This window comes from Streptomyces sp. sk2.1 (assembly GCF_008120935.1).
Lineage (GTDB): Bacteria > Actinomycetota > Actinomycetes > Streptomycetales > Streptomycetaceae > Streptomyces.
The window spans coordinates 12,628-32,961 of record NZ_RDBO01000076.1 but is presented as its reverse complement, the minus strand read 5'-3'; the positions used below and the strand labels follow the sequence as shown (position 1 = coordinate 32,961).

Sequence of the window (20,334 nt, the reverse complement as noted above, 5' to 3'; positions counted from 1 at the left end):
GCCCCGCCCTGTCGAACTCCTTCGGCTTCGGCGGACACAACGCCTCGCTGGTGGTGGTGCCGGCATGACGACGACGGCCGGGACCCCGCGCACCGCCGAGCCCCCGCGCACCGCCGAACGCACCGCCACCACCGAGGAGATCACCGCCTACCGGGCCGCCGCCCGCGCGGGACTGCCCCCGGCCGCGAACGACCAGGCGTCGCCCGTGCACGCCTTCGTGCTCGCCCACGCGGAGGCCGACCGCACCGTGCGGTCACTGATCGCGGGACAGGAGGCATCGGTCGTCCACCTCGGACAGGACATCCGGCTGCGGCGGCCGGTACGGCCCGGCGAGAGCGTCGGCATCGCGCTCGACGTGCTCGGCGCCCGGCGCGAACCGCGCGGCACCCGGGTCGCCGTACGCACCCGGCTCACCGGCCACGACGGCACCGAATTCGCCGAACTGGTCACCGGAGCCCTCCTCGTGGGCGCGAACGGCATCGAACCGTTCGGCGAGATCCCCCAGGGGAGCGCCCCGGCCCCCGCCGGACCGCCCGGCGAACCGGCCACCGCCACCCACGAGTTGACCCCGGAAGGCATCCGCGCCTACGCCCACGCCTCCGGCGACCTCAACCCCATCCACCTCGACGCCGCCGCCGCCCGCGCCGCCGGCTTCGAGAACGTCATCGCCCACGGCATGAGCGTCGTCGCCCTGGTCTGCGAGGAGATCGCCGACCGGTACGCGCACGGCGACATCGCCCGCATCCGTGCCGTCAGCGGCCGGTTCTCCGCCCCCGTCCCCCCGGACGAACCGCTCGACATCACCCTCCGGCCCGACGCCGACCGCACCGTCGTGCGGTTCGCCTGCCGCACCGCCGGAGGAATCGCGGTCAAGGCCGGCCTGGCCGAGATCGCCCCCGCACCGGAAGGAGACGGCCCCCCATGACTGACACGCCCCCGAGGCCCCCGGCCGACGAACTCCTCACCGGCTTCCTCACCCACGTCCGCGAGCGCCCCGACGCACCCGCGCTCCTCCAGCACGGCGAGGAGACGACGTACCGCACGCTGTACGAGACGGCCGACCGCGAACGCGAACGCCTCGCCCGCCTCTCCCTCGCCCCCGGCGAACCCGTCGGCGTCCTCGCCCCCAAGTCACCCGGCACCATCGCCCTCGTCCTGGCCTGCCTGCTCACCGGACGGCCCTTCCTGCTGCCGTCCCCGGCGCTCGCCGACGCCCAGCTCGCCGAACTGTTCGCCCAGGCCGGCTGCCGGCACGTCCTCGCCCCCCGCGGCGAACCGGAACGCGTCCTGCCGCCGGGCACCGCCGAACCGCTCCCGCTGCCCGCCGACACCGCCTTCATGCTCACCACCTCCGGCTCCACCGGACTGCCCAAGATCGTTCCGCTGGGCCGCGGTGCCGTGGACCGGTTCACCGGCTGGGCCGGCCCGGCCTTCGGCATCGGCCCCGGCACCACCGTCCTCAACCACGCACCGCTCAACTTCGACCTGTGCCTGTTCGACGTCTGGACGACACTCGCGCACGGCGGCCGGGTCGTCCTCGTCGACCCGGCGATCGCCGCCGACGGCCGACGCGTCCTGGACCTGGTGGCACGGCACGAGGCGGACATCGTCCAGGCCGTACCGATGCTGTACGGACTGCTCGCCGACGCCGCCCGCCGGACCGGGACCGCCCTGCCCTCCGTACGGCACGTCCTGTTCACCGGCGACGCCGTGCCCGACCGCACCCTCGCCGAGCTGCCCCGGCTCTTCCCGAACGCGCGGCTGTACAACGTCTACGGCTGCACCGAGACCAACGACAGCTTCATCCACGAGGTCGACACCGGCACCACCGCGTTCCCGCCCGTCCCCGTCGGCCTCCCGCTGCCCGGCGTCCGGGCCCTCGTGCTCGACGACCGCGGTGCCCCCGTCGAGGGCCCCGGCTCCGGCGAGCTGTACGTCTCCACCCCCTTCCAGGCGCCCGGCTACCTCGACCCCACCCGCCACCGCGGCAAGTTCACCGGCCATCCGCTCGGCCTCGACGACCGGCCCTGGTTCCGCACCGGCGACCTGGTGCGCCGCGACACCGACGGCCGGCTCCACCTCACCGGCCGCGCCGACTTCCAGGTCAAGGTGCGCGGCGTCGCCGTCAACACGGCCGAGATCGAACAGGTGCTGCTGCGCCACCCCGCCGTGCTGGAGGCGGGCGTCGTCGCCCGGCCCGACCCGCTCACCGGCCGCACCCTCGTCGCGGGGGTCCGCCGCGCCCCCGGCACCGGGCTCAACAGCCTCCAGCTCAAGGAGCACTGCGCCCGCGGCCTGCCCGGGGCGGCCGTCCCCACCGTCCTGCGGATCACCGACGAACCGCTCCCCAAGACCTCCACGGGAAAGGTCGACCGCAACGCGCTCGACCGTCCCGCCGAGCGGCGCCCAGCAGTCACGAACGAAGGAAGGACGTCATGAGTCACACCACCACCATCAAGAGGTTCGTCATCGACGAGTTCCTGCCCGACCTCGGCACCCACGAGCTCGCCGACGACCACGACCTCCTCTCGGACGGCGTCATCGACAGCCTCGGCGTACTGAAACTGATCGCCTGGGTCGAGGACCACTTCGAACTCGCCGTCGGCGACGCCGACCTCGACCCCAACAACTTCCGCAGCGTGGCGGCGATCGACGCGTTCATCGCGGACTCCCGCCAGGGGGTGACCGGCTAGCCATGCACGACGCGCTCACCGGGCTGCTCGCACGGCGTCCGGTGGCCGAGCGCGAGACCTGGCGGTCACTGTGGGACCGGCTCGGCGACGGCTCGCTGGACAAGGAGCAGGCCGTCGCCCTGCTGGCCTCACTGACCACCCGGCTCCCCGGCCCCGAGACCCTGCACGCCCTGCGGGAATCCCTCCTCGAACGGCGGCCCGCCGTACCCGCCGGCCACTGGCACGGCACCGTCAACGTCGTCGGCACCGGCGGCGGCCCGGCCACCTTCAACATCTCCACGGCGTCCGCGTTCGTCGCGGCGGCCATGGGCGTGCGGGTCGTCAAGTCCGGTTCGCGCGCCTACACCTCCGGCCTCGGCTCGGTCGACCTGCTCGAACGCCTCGGCGTACGGCCGACCGCCTCGTACGAGCAGACCGAACGGGCCCTGGACCAGTACGGGATCGCCTTCACCGGACCCTTCGTCTACCCGGTCGAACTGGCCCGGCTGGCCCGCACCATCGCTCCGACCGGCATGAAACCCTTCGGCCGCTTCCTCAACGCGCTCGGCCCCTTCCTCGCGGACCTGCCCACCGCCGCCCAGGTCACCGGCGTCTCGCACACCATGCCCCACGCCGCGCTGCGGGCCCTGGCGGACCGGGTGACGGACCGGCGGATCTGGCTGACCACGAACCCCGAGGGGGCCGACGAACTCCTGCCCTTCACCGACAACACCATCCACACCAACGACCCCGACGACCGGGAGATCCTGCTCAAGGCCGGTCAACTGGCCGGTCAGGAAGGGTCGTTCGACGAGCTGCGCCCCGTCGCGGCCACCGCCGCGGCAGGCCACTTCCTGGACGTGCTCGACGGCGACACCACCGCCACCGTAACCCGGACCCTCTGCCTCAACGCCGCCGCGCTCGCGGTGGCGAGCGGCCACATCACCGGCTGGCGACCCGCGTTCGCGGCCGCCGAACGCGCCGTCGCCGGCGGCGCGGCCCGCGAACTGGCCGAACGGATGCGGACCCGGACCGCCCCGGCCGGAGCCGGAGCCGGAGCAGGAGCTGGAATCGGAGCCGGAGCGGGGGCACGCCATGGCTGACTTCTTCGTACGCGACCACAACGGCACCGGCCCCGGCCTCGCCCTGTTCCTCAACGCGGGCGACCCGCCCCTCGACGTCCTGGAGGACCTCGTCCCCATGCTCGACGAGGAGGGCGTCGACTGCCTGGAACTCGCCGTCCCCTTCCCCGACTCCGTCACCGACGGACCGGTCATCCGGCGCTCCGCGCGCCGCGCCCTGGACCGTGGCACCGACCTCGAAGGCGTACTGGAGTTCATCGCCCGCGTCCGTCCCCGGCTGCACCGGCTGCGCATCGCCCTGCTCACCGACTGGAGCCACTCCCTCAAGCACCGGGACCTGGCGGACGCCACCCGCGACATCGCCGCGAGTGGCGCGGACGGACTCCTCGTCCACGCCCTGCCGCCGCGGCTGGGCACCGCCTACCACGCGGCGGCCCGCGACGCCGGACTGCCCGTCGTGACCACCTGCTACCAGAACAGCTCCGCGGCGACCATGGACCGGGCCGCGGCCCACGCCTCCGCCTACCTCTACCTCGTGGCCCACTACGGACGCAGCGGCACCGCCCCCGCTGCGGGACACACCGCGCTGGCCGGCACCGTCGCCGCGCTCCGGGCCCGTACAGCGTCCCCGATAGCCGTCGGCTTCGGGGTCAGGACCCGCGACGACGTGGCGGCCGTCCACGCCTGCGGGGCCGATGCCGTGATCATCGGCTCCGCAGGCGTCGAACGGATCGAGCGCGCCCTCGACGAGGGCGGCGATCCGGTCACCGGCTTCCGCGACTTCGTCCGGTCCGTCCAGCCCGTGCGGCAGGCCGTCGGCGCCACCGCACCCGACAGAAACAGGAGTTGAGCAATGATCATTCGTGACATCGAGGACGTGAAGACCGTCGAGTGGGGCAACGGTCTGAGCCGCCGCTTCCTGCTGGCCTCGGACGGCGTCGGCTACTCCCTCACGGACACGGTCGTCCGGGCCGGTACCAAGTCCCGCCTGGAGTACCGCAACCACCTCGAATCCTGCTACTGCATCGCGGGCTCCGGCGAGGTGGTCGAACTCGACGGCACCTCGCACCCGATCACCCCCGGCGTCCTGTACGCGCTCGACAAGCACGACGCCCACTACCTGGTGGCGAGCCCGCACGAGGACCTCCGGCTCGTCTGCGTCTTCAGCCCGGCGCTCCAGGGCGACGAGGTGCACAGCCTCGACGCGCACGTGTCCTCCGCGTACTGAAGAAAGCACCTATGAAGGCGGTTCCCAGTGATCCGATGGAACACCGACCAGGCCGACCTGCGGGAAGGCCTGGCACGGTGGGGTGAGGCGCTCAGCGCCGACCACCTGGAACAGGACGAGCGCGCCGCGTTCTCCTGGGACAAGTGGAAGCTCGTGCAGAAGACGGGCATCCTCGCCCTGCCCTTCGAGGAGCGGTACGGCGGCCTCGGCCAGTCGCTCCTCACCACCATGTACGTGCTCGAAGGACTCGGCGAGCACTGCCGCGACGCCGGACTGAGCTTCTCGGTGACGACCACCCTGGCCAGCACCGGCGTCCCCCTGGAGAAGTTCGGCACCCCCGAACAGAAGGAGAGGTATCTGCCCCTGATCTGCTCCGGCGAGATGATCGGTGCCCACGCCATCACCGAGGCGGAAGGCGGCTCCGACGCGATGGCGATGACCACGCGCGCGGAGCGGGACGGCGATCACTACGTCCTGACCGGTGGCAAGACGTTCGTCAGCAACGGCCCCGTCGCCGACGTGTTCGTGGTGTACGCCCGGACCCGTCCCGACGGCGGGGCGCTCGGTGTCACCGCGTTCCTGGTGGACCGCGGCACCCCGGGCCTGACGATCGGCGAACCGGTCAAGAAGATGGGTCTGCGCACCTCGCCGCTGAGCGAGCTGTACTTCGACGGGTGCCGGGTGCCCCGGGACCGGGTCCTGGGCCGGGTGGGGGGCGGATTCATCGTCCTCGACCACGTGATGAAGCGGGAGATCCTGTTCTCCTTCATCGTCAACGCCGGCGAGATGCGACACCGCCTGGAACGCATCGTGGAGTACGCGAAGACCCGCAAGTCCTTCGGACAGCCGATCGGCTCGTACCAGTCGATCGCCAACAAGATCGTCGACACCAAGATCGGCCTGGAGACGGCACGGAAATGGCTCTACGACACCGCGGAACGGCTCGTCGCCGGCGAGAACGTCACCACGGACCTGGCCATCGCCAAGCTGCTCACCAGTGAATCCAATCTGGCCAGCAGCATCACCGCCGTCCAGATCTTCGGAGGACACGGCTACATGACCGAGTACGGGCTCGAACAGGACGTCCGCAACGCGGTGGGCGGCACGATCTACTCGGGCACCAACGAGATCCAGTACAACCGGATCGCCTCGATGCTGGGACTGGGCAAATGACCGAGGCACCCGCACCGGTGCTCAAGGTCTGCGGGGCCACGGCCCCGCAGGACATCGAGGTACTGGCGGCCGCCGGTGCCGACCGTGTCGGACTCTGGCACGGCGTACCCGGCGGCCCGGCCGATCTGCCGGAGCGCGAGCTGACCGCCCTCGCGGCGGCGGCCCGCGCCACCGGCGTACTCGAACCCGTCCTGGTCACCTTCCTCGACGACCCCGACGCCCTGGCCGGTGCCGCGCGCCGCGCCGGGGTGTCCCGGCTGCAACTGCACGCCTACCAACCACCGGCATTCGTAAGGGCGTTGCGCGCGGCACTGCCCGACGCCGTACTGATCAAGGTCCTGCACGTGCGGGACGGCAACTGCCTGGAACGCCCGTTGATCGGCGCGTACGAACGGGCGGGCACCGATCTGTTCCTGCTGGACGCGACGGCCGGGGACGGCCGGGTCGGCAGCACCGGGCTGCGCCTGGCCGAGTCCGATGTGCTGGCCCTGGCCGAACGGTTCGCACTGCCGTTCTGGCTGGCCGGCGGCATCACCCCGCACAGCAGGACCGACCGCGCCGCCGTCGCGGACCATCCGCGCTTCCACGGTATCGACGTGGACACCGCGGCCCGTGACGCACGGGGCCGTTTCGACGCGGACGCGGTGACCGCCCTGGCCCGTGCCTGGCGGACCGCCCGGCACCCCGTCCCGTACCCGAAGGAGCACCCATGACCTCCCGCTTCGTCGAGGCCCTGCTGACCGCCGAGCGCCCGCTGATCATGGAGGTGAAGCGACGGGACGCCCACGGCATCGACCTCATCGCGGGCCGCACCCCCGCGGACATCGTCGCCGCCTACGAGGCGGCGGGCGCACCCTGCATCTCGGTGGTGACCGGCCGCTGGTTCGCGGGCACGACCGAACTGCTCAGGGACGTCGCCCGGCTCACCGAACTCCCCCTGCTCCAGAAGGACTTCATCACCCGGCGCGACCAGATCGCCGCAGCCGGGGAACTCGGCGCCTCGGCCGTCCTGCTCACCGCCGCACTGCTGCCCGCGTCGAGCATGCGCACCCTGGTCGAGACCGCGCTGCGCACCGGGCTGACCCCGTTCGTGGAGATCACCGACGAGGCGGAACTGGAGCTGGTCCCGCACGCCGACGAATGCGTGATCGCCGTCAACAACAAGGACATCACCGCGCGCGAGCGGGACGCCGGCGACATCGGCCGCAGCCTCGACCTGCTGCCCGCGCTGCGGGCCGCGGGCACCCCCTGCCCGGTCAGCGCCAGCGCCATCGACAGCCCGGAGAAGGCCGCCCGGCTGCTGGCCGCCGGGTACCGGGGCCTGCTGATCGGCACCGCACTGCTGCGCGCCACCGACCTGCACGCCTGGCCGACGTCCCCGCACCGCCTGCCCACGGGGTGAGTGGGGGAGGGGCGGAGACCTGTGACGGCCCGACCCGGGCCGCGGATCCCTCGGGGTCCGCCGGAGGACCGGTGGAGCCCTCTCCGCCCCGTGCCCGCTCCCGGCCCTCCCGCTCAAGGGGCCGGGGAGGGACGCTCGACGACCGCTCGGCAACGGATCGAAACCACCTGGCCGCGCTCCGTGCGCGGCGTCTATGCTCTCTCCCGCTCGCGCGCCGAGCGATCGGCCGAAGTCCACAGTGAGGACGCTTCGATGACCGCCAATCCGTACTCTCCCCACAACGCTCCCGGCCCCGGTGCGCCGCTTCCGCCGCAGACGCCGCCGGCCAGGCAGGGCAAGGCCGCGGGCATCCTGCTGATGCTGTCCGTCATCACCGTCGGGTTGATGGCCGGTCTGTTCTTCGCCTACGACGTGTCGGTCATGCCCGGCCTCGCCCGCACCGACGACCCGGTGTACGCGCAGGCCATGCAGAACTTCAACGAGGTGATCGACACCAGCGGCCTGTTCGTGCTCGTCTTCCTCGGCGCGCTCGCCGTGACGGTGGCCGTCGCCGTACTGGAGTACCGCAAGGGGCACCGCGAGGTCGCCCTGTGGGCGGGGATCGCCGCCGGTCTCTACGTGGTGGCGCTGCTGGTGACGTTCTCCGTCAACATCCCCCTGAACAACGAACTCGCCGCGATCGGCAACCCGGTGAAGGCCACGGACCTGTCGATCGTCGACAAGTTCAAGGGGACCTGGGAGGCGACCAACATCATGCGCACCCTGTTGTGCACCGCGGCCCTGGGCTGCCTGGCGCACGGCCTGAAGCTCCACGGCCGCGCCACACCCGCGGTCTGAACGGAACTCCGGGCCGAAGGCCCCGTACGACGACGAACGGCGTGGCCTTCGGGCCACGCCGTTCGTCGTCGTTCTCTTCGGCCCCGTTCGCACCGGGGCCACAGGCCGAGGCCGTCATCGACCCGCCCCCGTCACCGTCGGGTGCCGGGCTTGGGGAGCGGTCGGGGACGGGGGACGGACCGGGGCTTCAGCGGCTGGGGGTTGCGCCCGCCGCGGTTGAACTCGGTGAAGGTGCTGGAACCACGCAGGGCGGTCGTGCGAGCTCGCATGTTGACTCCCATGTGTCGTTGCGATGTACTCCCTGTGGAGTGCTTTGAATGTAGTACTTCACTTGAAGTGGTGTCAACGTCCTTGGGAGGTTTCCATGCGTCAGAACCCGGCGCGCAGGGCCGCATTGCTCGACGCGGCCATCGAAGTACTGGCCCGGGAGGGGTCGCGCGGACTGACCCTGCGGGCCGTGGACGCCGGGGCCGGGGTGCCGGTCGGCACCTCCTCCAACTACTTCGCCAACCGCGCCGAGTTGCTGCGGCAGATCATGGAACGCACCGGCGAGCGACTGACGCCGGACCCGGAGGAGCTCGCCGAGACCATGAAGGCCCCGGCCTCCCCCGAACTGGTCGCCCTCCTGCTGCGCCAGGTCCACGAGCGCATGGAGGCGGACCGCAGCAGCTACCTGGCCATGATGGAGCTGCGTCTGGAGGGCGTGCGCCGGCCCGAACTGGGCGCCGAGCTCAACAAGCGCCTCCGCGCGACGCTGGAGGACAACATCCGCTTCCACGAGGAGGCGGGCCTGCCCGGCGACCGCGTCGCGGTGACCCTGATGTACCTCGCGGTGCACGGCATGATCGTGGACGACCTCATGGTGCCCGACGTCCTCATGGGCTCGGCGGGCGAGCTGATCGACGAGCTGTGCGAGCGGCTGCTCGCGCACGGGGCGCGGGAGACCGCCTGAGCGACGGCCGTTCCCGCGCTGCGGGAGTCGCGAGTGCGGCGGGCGGTGCGGGCGGTACGGGTGCCCGGGGTGGCATGGGCGCCCGGGCGCCCCGGTGCTTCGACGGGGCACCCGGTCCTCGGGGCCGGTGACTTCGAGGCCGATGCTTCGGGGCCGGTGCCCGCCCGGACTCCTGTCCGGACACCCGCCCGGACTCCTGCCCGGATTTCCGCTCGGGCTCTCAGCCGGGGATCTCCGTGCGCTCCCACCACTCGTAGACGGGCAGCCGCCCCTCGGCGGTCTCCTGATGGCGCGTCGTGGCCCTGAAGTGTTCGTATCCGCCGCGGAACGGGACCTTGACGTCGGGCCCGGGGCCGGTGAGGGGGACGATGCGGTCGGGAAGGTCGTCGGGGCCGCCCTCAAGGGCTGCTTTCAGTGCTTCGGTCATGGTCAGAGTGTCCCCAGCGGGCGGTCCGGCCCCTTCGAGACGCGCCGATGGGGGCGCCGTCACGCGCCCCGTCCCACTCCGACGGCGCGCGTGCGCCCGCCGACGTCACCGTCGGCGACCCGGAGCCGGTCGGGTTTGTTGCGGGGTCGGCCGGATGCTAACTTCGCAACAAGTTGAACAGTATCTTCGAAATCCCCTGGACCCCGGACCTCGCGGAGGCGGACGGATGCTGCAGATCCGGATCGGTGCCGAACGCGCCGCGGACGCGGACGACCGCCTGATGCGGACGACCCTCGGGTGGCGCCGGGGCATGAGCGAGGACGAGGCGTGGGAGGCCGGACGCGGCATCTGGAAGTTCAACGCCGACCGGGCCCTGTCGCAGGACGAGGCGCAGATCATCAACGCCGAGGGCACCGTCCTCGCGGTCGCGAGGATCATCGGCATCTCCAAGCACGGTGACCGCTACGCTCTCGAGGGCGAGCTCCTGCGGGACGACCCCCGCGTCGGCCACCCCACCGGGAGCCCGCACCTGTCCCGCAACCCCGTCACCTACATCTGACGCGGCCCCATGACGCTCCTGCTCCAGGCACCACCGCACGACGAAAAGAGGCCCACGGCCATGGCCGACACCGGAACGGGCACCCGCTCCCCCCACCCGGCCGCCGGGCGCACACCCAGGGAAAGGACCGGGGCGACGGTACGGAAGGGGCGACTCCGGTGAGCGACTTCGACGCGATCGACGCGCTGCTCGCGGCCGTCGGCCCACAGGCCGAGCTCCCGCCGCCGGACGTACGACGGGAACTGCGGGAGCGGGCCAGGCTCTCCAAGGCGCAGGTGGCCCGCACGCTCGGCGTGAGCCCGAGCACGGTCGGCGGCTGGGAGAACGGCCGGGACCCGGTGGACGAGACCCGGAAGAGGTACGCGTACCTGCTGGACGGACTGGCCGCCAAGTTCCCGGCCGGACCCGGCACCGAGCCCCTGGCCTCACCCTCGTCCTCACCTTCACCTTCGCCCTCACTCTCGACCTCACCTCCACCTCCGGCTGAGGACGAGTCCGAGGACGACGTGGAGTCCCTGGCCGTCCCCGAGCCGTGCGTACTGTGCGGTTCACCGGCCGGGCACCGCGTGGCGGGCTTCGCCCAGCACCTGGACCCGGCCGACTGCCGGTCCGCCACCACCCCCGGGACACGGCCCGGCCCCGCGCGGGAATCCTCGCCGGCCGCCACCCCCGTACCGTCCGCACCGGCCCCGGAACCGTCCGCACCGGCCCCGGAGGCGGAGGCAGCGGCGTCGCGGGGACGGAGCGGGGCGCACCGTCCCGGGCGCCCCACGGGCCCGGCCGGGCGAGCGTTCCAGGAACCCCACGGGCCCGGCGACCTGATCGGTGAGGCGGTCCGGGCCGCGCTCGACGAACACCGGGGCGACATCGACGCGGCCCTCGCCGCGCTGCTGAAGCGGGCGATCCCGGACGCGATGCGGCTGCTGGACGAGACCCGCAAGGGCGCCCGGTACGACATCGTCGCGCACCCGTGGATCCCGGACATCCTGCGCAAGCAGACCTCCCGCGGCGCCGACCAGGTGTGGGAGGCCCGTCCGAAGTGGACCCGCCGCGAACTGCCGCCGGGCCGCCACGAGGTGACCGCGCTCGACATCAACGGCGCCTACCTCTCCGCCCTCAAGACGCACCTGCCGCTCGGGCAGCTGGAGCACACCGCCGGACTGCCCCACGACCGCCGCCGCGCCGGTGTCCACCTGATCACCCCGCCCGAGTGGGAACACGAAGCGGTGCTCCCCAACCCGATCGGCAACCGGGACGAGCCCGGCCCGCTGTGGGTCACCGAACCGACCCTGCGCCTCCTGCTGCGCCTCTCCGGCCCGAGGCACGCCCTGTGCGCGCCCCCCGAGATCCACGAGTCCTACACGTCCGGCGCGACGGAGAACCTGCTGGAGAAGTTCCGCGTCGTCCTCAAGGACGCCCGGGACGCGGCGATCGCCGCCGATGACGAGGTGACACTGGAGTACGTGAAGGCGATGTACTCGAAGTTCGTCTCCACGATGGGGGAGTCCAACTACAACCGGGAGCTCTACCGCCCCGACTGGATGCACATCATCCGCAGCCAGGCGTTCTCCAACCTCTGGCTGAAGGCCCTCAAGGCACACGACGAGGGCCTCACCGTCGTACGCGCGATGGGCACGGACGAGCTCCACGTCATCGGCGACTGGCACCGGGTCTTCCCCGAGGGCCGGGGAGTCACCGAGGTCAAGACGAAGGACGTCTACACCGCGGGCAGCGGTGAAACCGGTGAAACCGGGGACACCGGCGAAACCGGGGACATGGATGAAACCGGAGACCTGTCGGGAGAGGGGGAGTAGATGCCCGAGAGGACCATCGACTTCGGGAAGTTCGGCGCCCGGGGCATCAAGGGCAGCGAAGCCGTCGCGCGCAAACTGGACGAGCTGTCGGGCGGCATCGTCACCCCCGTGACGGTGAAGCGCGGCCTGATGGCGCGCCTGCACTACCTCACGAGGACCGACCACAGCCGCAGGGCGGCCAGGGAAGCCGGCCTGACCGTCACCGACCGCACCCTCAGGGCCTGGCTCGACGAGAGGCGCCGGCCGACGCGCGCCAACCTCGAACGCATCGACCTCGCCTACCGCCGGGTGCGCCGCCAGAACGTGGCCCGGCACCTCCTCGCCCGCCTGAACGCAGGCGGTGGCACCCGGGTGGAGATCCATCCCCTCAACCAGTCACAGGTCGCCAGGCCGCTCCAGCGGGTGGTGGAGTACCGCACGATGAACGTACGCCGCTGGGACCGCATCGTCGGCTCCTGGGCATCCGGCGACCACCAGGGCCTCGACGAGGCGTGGGGGGACACGATCGTCGACCTGGGGTCGCAGTGGGGACAGTACGAGTACGTCACCAACATCGGCTTCGCCGCGTAGACCGAGCCGCAGGGGCTCGAATTCCGCGTCCCGATCCCATGACCGATGTCCGGTCGATGCCCGGTCGACGTCCGATGGGCTTTCGGTGGGGCTACGGTGATGGGATGAGCGATGATCCCGTGATACTGCGTCCAGTGGCAGAGGACGACCTGCCGGTGCTCGAGCGGTTCCTGACGGATCCTGAGGCGGCCGGGCCGTTCCAATGGATGGGCTGGTCGGATCCGCGGCGCTGGCGGCGCCGGTGGGAGCAGGACGGCCTGCTGGGTGATGACGGCGGTCGGCTGATGGTGGAAGACGGCACCGGTCGGCTCGGCGTTGTGGCCTGGCGGAAGGTCGTGACCTCGCGGAGCTCGTACTGCTGGAACGTCGGGGCCCAGTTGCTGCCGGGTTGCCGGGGCCGTGGTGTCGGCACGCAGGCACAGCGGCTGCTGGTGCACCACCTGTTCGCACACACTCCCGTGGTCAGGATCGAGGCGGACACCGAGGCGGAGAACATCGCCGAGCAGCGCGCACTGGAGAAGTCCGGCTTCGTCCGTGAGGGCGTGCTGCGCAGCACCTTGTTCCGGGGCGGGCAGTGGCGGGACGTCGTGCGCTACAGCGTGCTCCGCGACGACATCGTCCCGGACGAGCCCCTGGAACGGTTCGGTCCCAGCAGCGGGCCATCGGTCCGACGGGGACCGAGTCGGCGGGCCGGAGACGAAGCGAGGCCGTGACGGCAACCCTGCTGATCCCGCGACCGGTGACAGGCGACGTGCCGCGCAGGTGTCACCCACCGTGCGCCGAATCCGCAGAACCCGCAGTTCCGCGGTCTTCTCCGGTGCCGACCACCGCACTTCGGCGCAATCCGATCGAGGCATCCGCCCGGACCGGAGTGCCGGCGTCGGCTCATGCCCGGTGGGCTACGCTGTGCGACCATGACTACCGGGACGGCCTTGCGCCACACACGGATCGGTGACCCGGTGCTCCTCTGAGCGCCGTACGGGCCGTTCCGGGCCCGCTCTTCGTCCGAGGCTCCTGCGCTGTCGCGCGGGCTCCGCCTCCGTCGTGTCGATCACAGGTTCTGCACATCGATCACGACAGGAGAAAACATGCCCACCATGACGTTGCGGATTCCCACCGCGGACGGCCGGGCCGACGCCTTCGCCGCCTTCCCCGATCGCGGCGAGCAGCACCCGGGGGTGCTGATGTACGCGGACGGCTTCGGCATCCGGCCCGTGCTGCGGGAGATGGCCCGCGAACTGGCCGGGCACGGGTACTACGTGCTCGTCCCCAACCTCTTCCACCGGCACGGCCCGGCCCCGGTGGTCGAACTGCCCGAGCACATCGGGGAAGAGGCCCGGCCCGCGATCCTCGCCCGGTTGATGCCCCTGATCGAGGCACACACCACCGAACGTGTCCTGAGCGACGCCGACGCCTACCTCGGGTTCCTCACCACCCGGCCCGAGGTGAGCGCCGGTCCGGTCGCGGTGACCGGCTACTGCATGGGCGGCCTCTACGCGATGCGCACCGCCGCGGCCCACCCCGACCAGGTGGCGGTCGTCGCCGCGTTCCACGGCCCCGTGGGTGCCGACGGGCCCGACCTCTTCTCCGGGATCACCGCCCAGGTCCATCTCGGCCATGCCGAGGGCGACCTGACCCCCGAGGCCCTCGACGAGCTCAACCAGGCCCTGGACGCCGCAGGTGTCAGCCACACCTCCGAGATCTACCCCGGCACCGTCCACGGCTTCACCATGTCCGACACCGACGCTTTCAGCGCTTCCGGACTGGAGCGCCACTGGGAGCGCCTGCTCCCCCTCCTGGACCGCACCCTGGCCGACCGCTGAGGCTCCGGCCGGAAACCGGGCCCGAAACGGCCGTGACCGGTCACCGGCATGGCGGGTCGTACCGATGTCCCCGTGGCCGTGGCCGTTTCCGCCCCGAACGGGACTTCCGCAAGAGCCAGGTCGTTCGCGAACCCCGAGCCTCCGCGGTCGCGAACGTCCTGGCGCCCCGGCTCGTCGGCGGCCCACCGTCTGACGGTCTCGGCGCTACAGGTCGGCCGACTCCATGGTGATGGGTCGGCGTCCGCCGAAGCAGGCCACCACTGCCGTCGCCGTGGAGTTCAGGAAGATCGTGAACCAGAACGACCTGTCCACCGCGTCGATGGATCCGGTGCGGAGCGGCTCTTCCCCGGCTCGTCGAAGGATGTCGACGCTGTCGGCCAGACCGTCGACCGTGCGGCCACGCTTCAAGGAACGGCGCATTCGAGTCCGGAAGACGCCCGCGTGCCGGTTGGCCGGGACCAGGCCGTCCCAGACGACGAAGTCGGCCCCGGCGATCAAGGCGTTGCGTGCGGGCCCGCACGCCGGGGTCTGTTCGCGGAGCATGGCGATGAGGTCGTCGCGCGTCACACCGCGCCCCGGCGACGGGAGGACCGACGATCGGCTGTGTGCGACAACTCCAGCGCCTCTCTGGTGGAAGTCCGGCTGCTTCGGCCTGGCTTCCGCGCAGCCTATGCGGTGCCGTCGGTGACGACCACCGAGCCTCGGCACACTGGTCGAGCCGTGACGCGCCGGCCGGAACCCGGTCACGAGAGCTGGAACCGGTGCGGTCGGCGTCGACTACGCTCGCCTCCATGTCCGAGCCGGCCCCTGACCCTCGCATGCAGTCCTTGATCGACCATCTCCTGCCAGGGGCCGTGAGAACGGTGAAGGTCACCGGGTTCGACGGAGCGGACGTCCTGGTGCGGCTCGTGGACGCTGAGGGAGGGGCGACCGAGACCGGTCGGATTCCTCGGCAGGAAGCGTCGATGGGCCGGGTGGAGCACCCGGCCGAGCTGTTCGAGGTCGGCCAGGAGATCGATGCCGAAGAGCTCGGGCGTTGGCGCGGGGGCCGGCTCCATCTCTCCGCCAGGGCGTGCGAGAATCCGGCCCTGCGGTCCTTCCTCCTCGGGTTCGAACGGGGGCAGGTCGTCGCCGGGACGGTCTCCGCGGTTCACGACTTCGGGGTCTTCGTTCACATCGACGGCGAACCGGACGGCCTGTGCACCGGCTTCATCCGGGTGCCGGACCTGACCTGGGGCTGGATCGGTCACCCCTCCGAAGCCGTCGAGGTCGGCCGGCGGATCACCGCAGAGGTGATCATCGCTGAGACGCGCTCCGGCCAGGTCACGCTCTCGTTGAAGGCCCTGCGGGAAGACCCGCTCATCCGGTTCGCGGATCGGGCCGGACAAATCCTCACCGGGCCGATCACCGAGATCGTTCCTTCCGGCGTGTTCGTGCAACTCGCTCCCGACGTCGTGGGGTTCCTCCACCTCTCGGAGCTGACCGACGAGCCGACCGTGACTCCGGATCAGCTCGTCGACGAAGGCGAGCCGATCACGGTGAAGGTCGCCGAGGTCGACCTCCAGCGTCACCGGGTGCGACTGAGTGCCGTTGACGGAGCGGACAGAACCTGGTGAATGGGCATGCCGGTGCCCGATCCGATCTTCTCGACGGGTCTTCTCGACGAGGGCGTCGCCGTGCTGACGGAGGAGTTCGCGCAGGGGCGTGTGAGCTGGAACCGGGTGTTCGCCCGCGCGGGCCGATGCGGGCGCCCCGCAGCAGCCCGTAGCGTCTTTTCGCGAGGGCAACACCTTCCGGCCGGAGCACCGGGACGGTGCCCCGGCCGCGCACTGCCGGACGCGAACCGTCTCGCGGGAGAAAGTCGTCGCCGCGATCTCTTTGCCTTGAGGACGCGGGGGAGACGGGCGCGCATGCGCGCGATCGCGGTGCCCCGGCCCAGGTCACGGACGCATATGCCGATGATTCGGACCGGACCGCAGGCCCTTTTCCGGACTGCGGTGAAGCAACGGCAGAATGTGCCCATGGACGCTGGACTGGCCGCAGTTCTCGGTGCCGTTGTCGGCTCTCTCGCCACTCTCGGCGCGGCAATCGTGAATGGGCGCGTGGCGGCGCGCTCACAGTTCAACCAGTGGCGCAGGCAGCATCGCAGGGATGCCTATGCGGGCTACCTCAGCGCTCTGCACGACCGCGACGTGGCCATGGACGCCATTCTTGACGCGCTCCGGCCGGACGACCCCGACCTGCGGGACGTCGACGAGAAGGTGCGACGCTTCATCGCTCTGGCACGCGAAGTGCACCGCGCGGCGGAAATCGTCATCATCGAAGGGCCGTCTTCCATGGTGAGGGCAACCGACGACGTGGCCCGAGCATCCGGGGACCTTTCCGACGTGATGCAGCGGATGGTGAGGAACGCTCACGCGGGGGACACCTCTCGCAGGGCGGCGGACATCGACCTCGCTGCCGAGCGGGAGCACGGCCTCTACCAGGCCGTGAAGAGCTTCCGCTCGGCAGCCGGAGACGTTCTTGGCCGCCCGGACTGACCGCTCCACACGGACAGCGCCCCGGTGCCGGACCGGGGAGTCGATCACGGGGGCGGATTTCTTCGGTACGCGGGGGAGACGGGTCCAGCCGTTCCGCATGCTGCCGGTCCAGAGCCCGCGACTCGGCGGCCCTCGCCCGTCGACGGCTCGTCAGGGGCGTGCTGTCCGGGGCGTGCTCGGGCCCGACGGGACATGCTTCTCTTCCTGACCGGGGTTTCCTGGTGCGGACCCGGTCGGTGGCCTGCGCATGGGCGAGGATTCGTGTGACGTGCAGATTCGTCCCGTCGCGGGTGGCCCGGCCCGGAGGAGTCCTCCGGGCGAACGTGGGCGACCACCGGAGGCCAGATGAAGGCAGCTGCCTCGGCGAGCCATGTCGAAGTCGCGTTTTCCCCGGCCAGGTGGCTTCCCGCGCAGGTCTCCGCGGGAACCGGGGCGCCGGCGCCGCCCGTTGTCGTGGGAGCCGGGCAGATCCTCGGGATGGACATCGTGATGTCGCTGCCGTGGTGAATCCTTTGACGGTGGTCGCGCCTCTTGTCCCTGTGCGGACAACAGCGTCGGCACAGGAACCGGAGGTTTGCCGTGATCATTGGTGCCGTCATTGTCGGGGCCGTACTCATCTGCGCGTGCAGTGTCGCCGTACGACGTCGGCGGGGGCGCTCGCATGGCTGACTTCACCTGGCCCGGCGAGCAGTTGATCGTCGCGGCGAAGGAGGGCGACGTCGAGGCCGCGGCCGCTCTGGTGTCGGGCTCGCACCCGCACGTGCAGCGGTTCGCGTACTCCCTGTGCGCCTCGCCCCAGGACGCCGAGGACGCCGCGCAGGAAGCGCTGATCATCCTGTACCGCAAGATCGGGATGCTGCGGGCCTCCGGTGCGCTGGCGTCGTGGATGTTCCGGATCGTGCGCAACGAGTGCCTGCGGCGGGCGCGGTTGAGACTGCGCAGTCACGGGCCGGTTCCGGACACCGCCGTGCCCTCGTTCGAGGACGAGGTGTTGCAGCGACTGGAAGCGGACCGGGTGGCGGCGGCCATCGCCGACCTGCCCGCCGACCAGCGACGCGTGCTGATCATGCGGGACATCCAGGGTCACAGCGGGCGGATGGTCGCCGACGCGCTCGGCCTCAGCACCGCCGCGATGAAGTCGCGGCTGCACCGCGCCCGTACGACGGTTCGCCGGGCGCTGCAGGAGACACCTGATTCCGCCCAGGGGGCCTTTCATGACTGATCGTCAGGATTTTGCCAGTGCTTCGCTGTCCCGGCACCTGGCACGCGGCGGGCTGGGGTTCGGCGCCCTGGCCGGTTCGGTCCTGCTCATCCCGGCGGTCGGACCGGCCGCACTCCTGCTCGTGCCGGTGGGGCTGCTCGCACTGCGCGGGTGCCCCACGTGCTGGACGATCGGGTTGTTGCAGACCGTCTCGAAGGGGCGGTTGCGACGTTCGTGCGTGGACGGCCGCTGCGAGCTGTCCGTCGCCCGGCCCGCCGGGTCCACCGGGTCCGCCGGGTCGTACGGGGACGGCATCGTGCGATTCCGGGCGGCAGAACCGGACGGCGTCCCGCCTCGCGAGCCCGTCGCGCCGGGCCGGTAGACGGCGAACCCCGCGCGATACGACGCCGCTCACGGCGCGATGCCACCCGCGCGGCGCCACCCACCCGGTGCCGGAAGCCGTCGGCCCTTCCGAGCCGGGTCGGAAGGGCCGGGGCGCCGTCGTGCACCCGCCGGGATCACGGGACGGCCCTCAGGCCGCGGCCCAGGGAACGCGGCAGACGTGGGGCGCCGTGCCCGCCGGACACAACGTTCTGATCACCGTCCTGCGGATCGCCCGCCAGGTCCGCAGGGAACACACCAGGCGGACGCGCAGCTCGACCGCCTCCCGCGCGCCGCCGTCCAGGCCGGGGTTCTCCCAGGCCCACTGCTCCGTCAGATGGTCGTACGCGTCGGCGGTCGTCAGCCCGCTCCCGGGAAAGTCGTGCACCACCGCCCTGTCCACGATCCGGGCGCTCCGGGAACCCGCGGCCGCGTCGACGAGCCCCTGGACCCACGCCAGCCCCTGCTCGTCCGCGTACAGACCGAATCTCAGGGCTCGCGTCCTCATCGCTTCGACATCCTCGTCCTCGTCCTCATCCGTGTCCCTGCTCGTGTTCGTGCTCGTGTTCTCGTCGTGCCGGGCGTTCTTCCTGATGCGTACCGTAATCGGTGGGGCCCGGGGGAATGATCCGTACGGCCTTGGCCGTTGAGCCGTTCGGCCACGATTCACGTTCCATGTCACCACCGACGAACGGCAGCGGCTCCGGGAAACCGGTGTCCGGCACGAGCTGCACGTCCACGCGGGGGAGGCGCACGGCTTCATGCGCGAGGACCGTCCCGGGAGCCATCACGCCGCGGCGGCCGCGGCCGCCCGGGACCAGATCCTGGGCGCACCGGCCCGGCTGCCCCGCCGGGACTGGGCGCGCACGCCGGAACCCGTTCCGCGGTCTGTCCGACAGGGCGCTCGCGGACGCGAGGAGGAAAGATCTAGTGTCCTCGTTCGTGACCGAACTCTCCTCGTACCTGAACACGACCGCGGACGCCTACGACACCGTGGCCGTCCTCTACGCCGAACTCGCCCGTGACTCGCTCGCCGGCCTCCCGCTGGACCGCTCGATCCTCGCCACGTTCGCCGAACTCGTGACGACCGCGGGCGGCGGACCCGTCGCCGAGCTGGGGTGCGGCCCCGGGTACCTCACCGCTCACCTGCGGGACTCGGGGCTGGACGTCTTCGGCATCGACCTGTCGCCGGTGATGATCGACCTCGCCCGCGAGACGTACCCGGACCTGCGGTTCGAGGTCGGCTCCATGAACGCCCTGGACCTGGCCGACGGAGCGTTGAACGGCGCCGTGTCCTGGTACTCGCTCATCCACACCCCGCCGCGGGACGTGCCCCCGTACTTCGCCGAGTTCCGCCGGGTGCTCGCGCCCGGCGGCCACCTCCTGCTGGGCTTCTTCGAGTCGGCGGGCGAACCGGTCACGGCGTTCGACCACAAGGTGACGACGGCCTACCGGTGGCCGCTCGACGACCTCGCGGCCATGGCCCGCGAAGCCGGATTCGTCGAGATCGGCCGGATGCTGCGCGAACCGCAGGAGGGGGAGCGGTTCCGCCGGGGCCATCTGCTGATGCGCCGGGCCGAACACGCCTGACGCCCGCTCGCACCCGGCCCGACGGCCCTTCCACCGGACCCCGTGCGGGGCGGGGACCTCGTACGGGGCCCCGGGGTACCGGG

The 20,334-nt window shown here is 71.6% G+C and carries 26 protein-coding genes; 22 read left to right on the top strand and 4 right to left on the bottom strand.

Annotation, left to right across the window (positions count from 1 at the left end; genetic code table 11):
• Positions 1-64: 64 nt before the first annotated feature.
• From EAO76_RS26985 to EAO76_RS26935, 11 genes are all read left to right on the top strand, one after another.
• Positions 65-925, top strand: a complete 861-nt coding sequence (locus EAO76_RS26985; RefSeq protein ID WP_148838586.1) for a MaoC family dehydratase — start codon at positions 65-67, stop codon at positions 923-925.
• Positions 922-2,439, top strand: coding sequence for an AMP-binding protein (locus tag EAO76_RS26980; protein ID WP_148838585.1), 1,518 nt, complete (start codon positions 922-924; stop codon positions 2,437-2,439). Before EAO76_RS26985 ends, EAO76_RS26980 begins: the two co-directional genes overlap by 4 nt.
• Positions 2,436-2,693, top strand: a complete 258-nt coding sequence (locus EAO76_RS26975; RefSeq protein ID WP_148838540.1) for a phosphopantetheine-binding protein — start codon at positions 2,436-2,438, stop codon at positions 2,691-2,693. The genes EAO76_RS26980 and EAO76_RS26975 overlap by 4 nt, the downstream gene beginning before the upstream one ends.
• Positions 2,694-2,695: 2 nt before the next feature.
• Positions 2,696-3,775, top strand: coding sequence for an anthranilate phosphoribosyltransferase (locus EAO76_RS26970; RefSeq protein WP_148838539.1), 1,080 nt, complete (start codon positions 2,696-2,698; stop codon positions 3,773-3,775).
• Positions 3,768-4,604: a tryptophan synthase subunit alpha gene (gene trpA / locus EAO76_RS26965; RefSeq protein WP_148838538.1), complete on the top strand. Its 837-nt coding sequence runs from the start codon at positions 3,768-3,770 to the stop codon at positions 4,602-4,604. The genes EAO76_RS26970 and trpA overlap by 8 nt, the downstream gene beginning before the upstream one ends.
• Positions 4,605-4,607: 3 nt before the next feature.
• On the top strand, positions 4,608-4,982 hold the full coding sequence (locus EAO76_RS26960) for an ectoine synthase (protein WP_148838537.1): 375 nt from the start codon (positions 4,608-4,610) through the stop codon (positions 4,980-4,982).
• A 27-nt stretch (positions 4,983-5,009) separates the two neighbouring features.
• The gene (locus EAO76_RS26955) at positions 5,010-6,155 is read left to right on the top strand and encodes an acyl-CoA dehydrogenase family protein (protein WP_148838536.1); all 1,146 of its coding nucleotides are present in this window, start codon (positions 5,010-5,012) and stop codon (positions 6,153-6,155) included.
• On the top strand, positions 6,152-6,868 hold the full coding sequence (locus tag EAO76_RS26950) for an N-(5'-phosphoribosyl)anthranilate isomerase (RefSeq protein WP_148838535.1): 717 nt from the start codon (positions 6,152-6,154) through the stop codon (positions 6,866-6,868). The genes EAO76_RS26955 and EAO76_RS26950 overlap by 4 nt, the downstream gene beginning before the upstream one ends.
• Positions 6,865-7,557 (top strand): indole-3-glycerol-phosphate synthase, encoded by a 693-nt coding sequence (locus EAO76_RS26945; RefSeq protein WP_148838534.1) that lies wholly within the window; start codon positions 6,865-6,867, stop codon positions 7,555-7,557. Before EAO76_RS26950 ends, EAO76_RS26945 begins: the two co-directional genes overlap by 4 nt.
• A 252-nt stretch (positions 7,558-7,809) precedes the next feature.
• Positions 7,810-8,394, top strand: coding sequence for a DUF1772 domain-containing protein (locus EAO76_RS26940; protein ID WP_148838533.1), 585 nt, complete (start codon positions 7,810-7,812; stop codon positions 8,392-8,394).
• A gap of 364 nt (positions 8,395-8,758) precedes the next feature.
• Entirely contained in the window at positions 8,759-9,346 is a 588-nt protein-coding gene (locus EAO76_RS26935; protein WP_148838532.1) for a TetR/AcrR family transcriptional regulator, read from the top strand.
• A gap of 220 nt (positions 9,347-9,566) precedes the next feature.
• Here the strand turns inward: EAO76_RS26935 and EAO76_RS26930 are convergent, their stop codons facing one another.
• Positions 9,567-9,773: a DUF5988 family protein gene (locus tag EAO76_RS26930; protein ID WP_148838531.1), complete on the bottom strand. Its 207-nt coding sequence runs from the start codon at positions 9,771-9,773 to the stop codon at positions 9,567-9,569.
• A gap of 226 nt (positions 9,774-9,999) precedes the next feature.
• Between EAO76_RS26930 and EAO76_RS26925 the strand changes: the two genes are divergently transcribed.
• The 5 genes from EAO76_RS26925 (at position 10,000) to EAO76_RS26905 (ending at position 14,539) form a co-directional block, all read left to right on the top strand.
• Positions 10,000-10,332: a hypothetical protein gene (locus tag EAO76_RS26925; protein ID WP_148838530.1), complete on the top strand. Its 333-nt coding sequence runs from the start codon at positions 10,000-10,002 to the stop codon at positions 10,330-10,332.
• 158 nt (positions 10,333-10,490) lie between these two features.
• A complete protein-coding gene (locus EAO76_RS26920) occupies positions 10,491-12,146 on the top strand; it encodes a helix-turn-helix transcriptional regulator (protein WP_148838529.1) in 1,656 nt (551 codons plus the stop codon).
• Positions 12,147-12,716 (top strand): transcriptional regulator, encoded by a 570-nt coding sequence (locus tag EAO76_RS26915; protein ID WP_148838528.1) that lies wholly within the window; start codon positions 12,147-12,149, stop codon positions 12,714-12,716.
• 56 nt (positions 12,717-12,772) lie between these two features.
• Positions 12,773-13,429, top strand: a complete 657-nt coding sequence (locus tag EAO76_RS26910; protein ID WP_316248376.1) for a GNAT family protein — start codon at positions 12,773-12,775, stop codon at positions 13,427-13,429.
• Positions 13,430-13,804: 375 nt separating this feature from the next.
• Positions 13,805-14,539 (top strand): dienelactone hydrolase family protein, encoded by a 735-nt coding sequence (locus EAO76_RS26905; protein ID WP_148838526.1) that lies wholly within the window; start codon positions 13,805-13,807, stop codon positions 14,537-14,539.
• Between the two features lie 204 nt (positions 14,540-14,743).
• Here the strand turns inward: EAO76_RS26905 and EAO76_RS26900 are convergent, their stop codons facing one another.
• Positions 14,744-15,106, bottom strand: coding sequence for a hypothetical protein (locus tag EAO76_RS26900; RefSeq protein WP_148838525.1), 363 nt, complete (start codon positions 15,104-15,106; stop codon positions 14,744-14,746).
• A 38-nt stretch (positions 15,107-15,144) separates the two neighbouring features.
• Here EAO76_RS26900 and EAO76_RS26895 point away from each other — a divergent pair, with 38 nt between their 5' ends.
• The 4 genes from EAO76_RS26895 to EAO76_RS26880 all read left to right on the top strand — a co-directional run bounded on the left by EAO76_RS26895 (position 15,145) and on the right by EAO76_RS26880 (position 18,662).
• Positions 15,145-16,155: a S1 RNA-binding domain-containing protein gene (locus tag EAO76_RS26895; RefSeq protein WP_262375776.1), complete on the top strand. Its 1,011-nt coding sequence runs from the start codon at positions 15,145-15,147 to the stop codon at positions 16,153-16,155.
• 405 nt (positions 16,156-16,560) lie between these two features.
• Positions 16,561-17,079 (top strand): proline dehydrogenase, encoded by a 519-nt coding sequence (locus EAO76_RS26890; RefSeq protein WP_148838524.1) that lies wholly within the window; start codon positions 16,561-16,563, stop codon positions 17,077-17,079.
• A gap of 661 nt (positions 17,080-17,740) precedes the next feature.
• Positions 17,741-18,301 carry an RNA polymerase sigma factor gene (locus tag EAO76_RS26885; RefSeq protein ID WP_148838523.1) on the top strand — a complete coding sequence of 187 codons (561 nt, stop codon included), beginning with the start codon at positions 17,741-17,743 and terminating at the stop codon, positions 18,299-18,301.
• Positions 18,294-18,662 carry a hypothetical protein gene (locus EAO76_RS26880; RefSeq protein ID WP_262375775.1) on the top strand — a complete coding sequence of 123 codons (369 nt, stop codon included), beginning with the start codon at positions 18,294-18,296 and terminating at the stop codon, positions 18,660-18,662. The genes EAO76_RS26885 and EAO76_RS26880 overlap by 8 nt, the downstream gene beginning before the upstream one ends.
• 150 nt (positions 18,663-18,812) lie before the next feature.
• Here the strand turns inward: EAO76_RS26880 and EAO76_RS26875 are convergent, their stop codons facing one another.
• Together EAO76_RS26875 and EAO76_RS26870 are read right to left on the bottom strand one after the other, a co-directional pair.
• Positions 18,813-19,169, bottom strand: a complete 357-nt coding sequence (locus EAO76_RS26875) for a hypothetical protein (RefSeq protein ID WP_148838522.1) — start codon at positions 19,167-19,169, stop codon at positions 18,813-18,815.
• A 25-nt stretch (positions 19,170-19,194) separates the two neighbouring features.
• On the bottom strand, positions 19,195-19,401 hold the full coding sequence (locus EAO76_RS26870) for a hypothetical protein (protein ID WP_148838521.1): 207 nt from the start codon (positions 19,399-19,401) through the stop codon (positions 19,195-19,197).
• Here EAO76_RS26870 and EAO76_RS47735 point away from each other — a divergent pair.
• Both EAO76_RS47735 and EAO76_RS26860 read left to right on the top strand, forming a co-directional pair.
• Positions 19,390-19,686 (top strand): hypothetical protein, encoded by a 297-nt coding sequence (locus EAO76_RS47735; RefSeq protein WP_351832620.1) that lies wholly within the window; start codon positions 19,390-19,392, stop codon positions 19,684-19,686. The genes EAO76_RS26870 and EAO76_RS47735 overlap by 12 nt on opposite strands.
• Complete coding sequence (locus EAO76_RS26860) at positions 19,604-20,251, top strand: class I SAM-dependent methyltransferase (RefSeq protein ID WP_148838583.1); 648 nt, start codon at positions 19,604-19,606, stop codon at positions 20,249-20,251. Before EAO76_RS47735 ends, EAO76_RS26860 begins: the two co-directional genes overlap by 83 nt.
• The last annotated feature ends 83 nt before the right edge of the window (positions 20,252-20,334 follow it).

Excerpts from the sequence above, each read along its gene's own strand:
- trpA (WP_148838538.1), top strand. The coding sequence starts at position 3,768 with ATGGCTGACTTCTTCGTACGCGACCACAACGGCACCGGCCCCGGCCTC.
- EAO76_RS26960 (WP_148838537.1), top strand. The coding sequence starts at position 4,608 with ATGATCATTCGTGACATCGAGGACGTGAAGACCGTCGAGTGGGGCAAC.
- EAO76_RS26915 (WP_148838528.1), top strand. The coding sequence starts at position 12,147 with ATGCCCGAGAGGACCATCGACTTCGGGAAGTTCGGCGCCCGGGGCATC.
- EAO76_RS26970 (WP_148838539.1), top strand. The coding sequence starts at position 2,696 with ATGCACGACGCGCTCACCGGGCTGCTCGCACGGCGTCCGGTGGCCGAG.
- EAO76_RS26925 (WP_148838530.1), top strand. The coding sequence starts at position 10,000 with ATGCTGCAGATCCGGATCGGTGCCGAACGCGCCGCGGACGCGGACGAC.
- EAO76_RS26885 (WP_148838523.1), top strand. The coding sequence starts at position 17,741 with ATGGCTGACTTCACCTGGCCCGGCGAGCAGTTGATCGTCGCGGCGAAG.
- EAO76_RS26910 (WP_316248376.1), top strand. The coding sequence starts at position 12,773 with ATGCCCGGTCGACGTCCGATGGGCTTTCGGTGGGGCTACGGTGATGGG.
- EAO76_RS26905 (WP_148838526.1), top strand. The coding sequence starts at position 13,805 with ATGCCCACCATGACGTTGCGGATTCCCACCGCGGACGGCCGGGCCGAC.
- EAO76_RS26930 (WP_148838531.1), bottom strand. The coding sequence starts at position 9,773 with ATGACCGAAGCACTGAAAGCAGCCCTTGAGGGCGGCCCCGACGACCTT.
- EAO76_RS26985 (WP_148838586.1), top strand. The coding sequence starts at position 65 with ATGACGACGACGGCCGGGACCCCGCGCACCGCCGAGCCCCCGCGCACC.
- EAO76_RS26890 (WP_148838524.1), top strand. The coding sequence starts at position 16,561 with ATGGACGCTGGACTGGCCGCAGTTCTCGGTGCCGTTGTCGGCTCTCTC.
- EAO76_RS26975 (WP_148838540.1), top strand. The coding sequence starts at position 2,436 with ATGAGTCACACCACCACCATCAAGAGGTTCGTCATCGACGAGTTCCTG.
- EAO76_RS26945 (WP_148838534.1), top strand. The coding sequence starts at position 6,865 with ATGACCTCCCGCTTCGTCGAGGCCCTGCTGACCGCCGAGCGCCCGCTG.
- EAO76_RS26980 (WP_148838585.1), top strand. The coding sequence starts at position 922 with ATGACTGACACGCCCCCGAGGCCCCCGGCCGACGAACTCCTCACCGGC.
- EAO76_RS26875 (WP_148838522.1), bottom strand. The coding sequence starts at position 19,169 with ATGAGGACGCGAGCCCTGAGATTCGGTCTGTACGCGGACGAGCAGGGG.
- EAO76_RS26940 (WP_148838533.1), top strand. The coding sequence starts at position 7,810 with ATGACCGCCAATCCGTACTCTCCCCACAACGCTCCCGGCCCCGGTGCG.
- EAO76_RS26880 (WP_262375775.1), top strand. The coding sequence starts at position 18,294 with ATGACTGATCGTCAGGATTTTGCCAGTGCTTCGCTGTCCCGGCACCTG.
- EAO76_RS26950 (WP_148838535.1), top strand. The coding sequence starts at position 6,152 with ATGACCGAGGCACCCGCACCGGTGCTCAAGGTCTGCGGGGCCACGGCC.
- EAO76_RS26935 (WP_148838532.1), top strand. The coding sequence starts at position 8,759 with ATGCGTCAGAACCCGGCGCGCAGGGCCGCATTGCTCGACGCGGCCATC.